The sequence below is a fragment of the Bacillus haikouensis genome, assembly GCF_013179555.1.
Lineage (GTDB): Bacteria > Bacillota > Bacilli > Bacillales > Bacillaceae_B > Rossellomorea > Rossellomorea haikouensis_A.
On record NZ_JABMCR010000337.1, the window covers coordinates 1 to 3890 of the forward strand.

Here is a 3890-nt window from a genome sequence, read left to right on the forward strand (position 1 = left end):
TCCATACCCGATGTTGCCTTCTAAATACTCGGTAACAAGCTTCATTTTAAATTCATAATTGTATTTAGCCATAAAAACACCCCCGAAGGTTAGATTTTTCACTCTAACTTTCGGGGGTCGGTACCAAAGCCAAGCGTTTTCTGTTAGAAGAAATTCATCTTAGCCGTTCACACCGTTAGCGGAGACTTCCGGTGGTGAATTTCAATCTAAAGACTATTGTCCATAAGGGATTACATACCCTGAGACTGAATACCTGTAATAAAAGTAAACCCCTCGTCCCACATCAGCCCTTGCGATTTCAACACGATACGTGTTAAGCACCCATCCAGTGACAGCGGATAAAACCGTACCAACCGGGAACGCCGTCTTCCTAGAAATCCAAGCAGCTAGAGTCGCGGCACCTACACCATAAGCAAGGTAATCAATTAGCGTGTTTGTATTGCAATGATCTAATCCAAATGTGCCAGATATGGTACCATTCTGATTAATCGGCGAATGGTAATTCCCACCGGCACATCCGTCACCTCCGCCACCAGGACCTGTATCTCCCCTGTCTGGACCATCGCTGAAACTTTTAGACTTTTGTTTTGATTCATCAATCTCTTTAATTTTTGCTAGATCAGCTTTCACTCTATCTAAGTATTCGCCCTTCACTCCAGATTTGGAAGCCTTCTTAAAATCGAACGATAGATTCCCCTCAGAATCTAGTGAGTAAAACTTTGTGACAGCATTCATCATTTCAATTTCAAACATGGCTTCATCCGGTGAGTATCCAGAATCAATAAGCGATTTGTACAGCACTTGATCTCCAGTGGTAGCCTCAGAAGCGCTCGCTGAATTACCTCCGAGACCCAGAGCAATCGTGGAAAATACACAGACCAAGGCCGTAACGAAAATTAAGTATTTTTTCATGTTTTCTCCTCCTCCTAATATATGGTACTGTTAAAAAGTAACATATTTAGAGGAAAAAATGTAAATGTTTTTCCATATTTTCCAATTTAGTTCTTTTTCACTATAAGGGGAGGTGTAAATTTAAATATGAAAAAATCAAATGTTTTGGTTAAAGTAGTGGGCGGTTTATTAATAGCTTGGGCGCTTTTTCAAGCCTTCTATCTCTCAGTATATGGACAGGAAACTGAATTTTCATATTTCGTAAACATAGCTGGTCCTGCCTTGTTCTCCTTATTCATACTGACTTTGGCCATCAAAAAGATTGTTGAGAAGGACGTTAAAATGTTTTCCCTTTATCTTATTTTGTCAGTAGCTGTTGCTTATGTTTCTTCCGCCTACGTATTATAGGGAGAGATAAAAAGCCCTTATGAATCCACAAAAAAACTGACCCCATTTTAAGTAAAGGATTCCGTTATCGGATGCTTTTTGTATAAACGACATTAAAACTGACCTATGGATTGGCATAGGTCAGTTTTTTATTATTTCAAGGTTTATAAAGCAATAATCGTGTAAATGGCAGTCCAAATGACAAGGTTTTTATACCGGACAACACCTATTGTCCTCGTAAAAAAAGGTGCCAAAATGAGTGTCAATCACCTCGTCGTTTTGTCTGTTAAAAACAAATCATAAACTGTTAAATCGGCAACCTAAACCTATGGTAAAATAAGGATAGGCAAAGACAGTGAATATTCCATTAAAGGGGCAGGTTAACCGAATAAGACAGTATTTAAATAGGGGGAATATAACTTGTTTAATATATTCAACTTTATATAACCGTTAATAAGGGGTCCGCCCTCCAGAAGTGAAGCTAATTATACTCACTAACAAATCATAATTGGAGGTCATTTAATATGAGTGGACAAAATAGGAGACGCGAAGAATTAGATAGAGTATTAGATTTCTTAGAACAAAATAGGCTATTTAATGGGACTGTGCTTTTATCCGAGGAAGGCAAACCATTTTACAAGAGAGCGATAGGCAAGAGAACTATCTCAGAACAACATTCCCATAATTCGATTTTTGAAATTGCTTCGATTTCAAAGAGCTTTACAGCAATGGCAATTATGATACTAATAGAGGAGGAAAAGCTAAAATTAGACGATAATCTAAAAACGTTTTTCCCTTATCTTCCATACAAAAACATTACAATTAAAAATATGCTAAATCACACCTCTGGACTTCCCGATTATATGGAATGGTTTGAGACAGAGGGTAACTGGGACCAAACAAAAATTGCAACAAATAAAGATATAATTAAATTCCTGAAAGATGAAGAGCCTGATGTATTGTTTCCAGTAAATGAAAAGTGGGAGTATTGTAATACAGGGTATGTATTGCTGGCAGAAATCATAGAAATGGTTTCAAAAATGGAGTACGGAGAATTCTTAAAGACAAGAATATTCGAACCGTTAAATATGCTGAATACATCAACACATTCTCAATTCCTAGATGATGAAATTGAATATTTTTCGTTAGGGTATATCTACGATTGGGAACAGGATTTGTATAGACTTCCGAATGAAATTGAAGAGCATAAATATGTGTATTTCCTCGACGGAGTTAAAGGGGATGGAGGTATAAAATCAACCGTTGATGATTTACTAAAGTGGGAGCATTCTATATATAATAATGAGTTGGTATCAGAACAATCAAAGGAAATTATTATTAACCCAAATTACCTTAACGGAGATGCTTCCATTAAATATTGTCCTGGTTTGCACAAGGACTTGGGAGGATATGGTCTTGGATGGAAAATTGAAGACCACCCTCAATATAAAAAGATTGTACTTCACGATGGATATTGGGCAGGGTATTGTTCAGGTTTAATTAGTTACAAAGATTGTGACAAAGCTATCATTATGCTAAGCAACCTTGATTTTACCAATGATGAATTAAACAAGATTCCGCATTTGTTAACCCTTACCTTAGAGAAAGTTTTGTTTGGTGGAGAAGCAGAACTGCAAGAGTTTGAGCAATTAATTAAACCTACTTATGTAGAATAAGCGAGAGCGATATTCCGTTAAAGGGGGCGATAACTGAAGATCAGCTAATTGATCCGGCTATTGCCCTTGTTCAATTAAAGGGCAGCATTCCTGTTATGAAGAAAAATGGGGTTTGAACAAAAAAATAACCTCTTGGTATGATATGAGTGTCCTGAGCCGGCAAGCAAAACGGACAAAATCATAGATACCAGGAGGCCTTCAAAATGAATTATAACCAAAACCAAAAGATTGCTCAAATTACTTCTCAAACATTAATTATAGGAGTAGACATTGCGAAATTCAAGCATGTCGCGCGTGCTCAAGACTTCAGGGGTGTGGAGTTTGGAACCCCTTGTCATTTTGAAAATACACAAGCCCATTTCGAGCTGTTTCTCAACTGGGTCAATCAGTTGATGGATCAAAATGAAATGGAAAGAGTGATTATCGGAATGGAACCGACAGGCCACTATTGGCTTAATCTCGCGCATTTCCTGAAAGAAAAAGAGATTAAATTTGTGGTCGTGAATCCCATGCATGTAAAGAAGTCCAAAGAGTTGGATGACAATTCCCCAACTAAAAATGATGTCAAAGATGCCAAAGTAATTGCCCAGTTAGTCAAAGATGGAAGATACGCTGAACCACAAATTCCGCAAGGAGTTTATGCAGAACTTCGTGTGGCACGAAAAATACGCGACCTTCTGTCTGTTGATCTACAAATGCTTCAAGGGCAAGTTCACAACTGGCTAGATCGCTATTTCCCTGAATTTCTCACCGTTTTTAAGGATTGGGAAGGGAAAGCAGCACTACAATTATTGAAGTTAAATGTTTTACCACATGAGTTGGAACATTTATCGGATCAAGACATTCTGACTCACCTTAGAAAGACTGTAAAACGTGCGGTTGGACTCCGTAAAATTCAAGAGCTGAAACGAGCTGCCAAAGGCTCAATTGGCATTC

The 3890-nt window shown here is 37.8% G+C and carries 4 protein-coding genes; 3 read left to right on the plus strand and 1 reads right to left on the minus strand.

Features of this window, described 5'->3' with window-relative positions; genetic code table 11:
* Positions 1 to 213: 213 nt before the first annotated feature.
* On the minus strand, positions 214 to 912 hold the full coding sequence (locus HP456_RS20965) for a hypothetical protein (RefSeq protein WP_172254739.1): 699 nt from the start codon (positions 910 to 912) through the stop codon (positions 214 to 216).
* Between the two features lie 126 nt (positions 913 to 1038).
* Here HP456_RS20965 and HP456_RS20970 point away from each other — a divergent pair, with 126 nt between their 5' ends.
* The 3 genes from HP456_RS20970 to HP456_RS20980 form a co-directional block, all read left to right on the plus strand.
* On the plus strand, positions 1039 to 1299 hold the full coding sequence (locus HP456_RS20970; protein ID WP_172254741.1) for a hypothetical protein: 261 nt from the start codon (positions 1039 to 1041) through the stop codon (positions 1297 to 1299).
* Between the two features lie 503 nt (positions 1300 to 1802).
* Positions 1803 to 2954, plus strand: coding sequence for a serine hydrolase domain-containing protein (locus HP456_RS20975; RefSeq protein ID WP_172254743.1), 1152 nt, complete (start codon positions 1803 to 1805; stop codon positions 2952 to 2954).
* A 203-nt stretch (positions 2955 to 3157) separates the two neighbouring features.
* Positions 3158 to 3890, plus strand: a 733-nt coding sequence (locus HP456_RS20980) for an IS110 family transposase (protein ID WP_172254745.1), incomplete at its 3' end; no start/stop codon positions are given.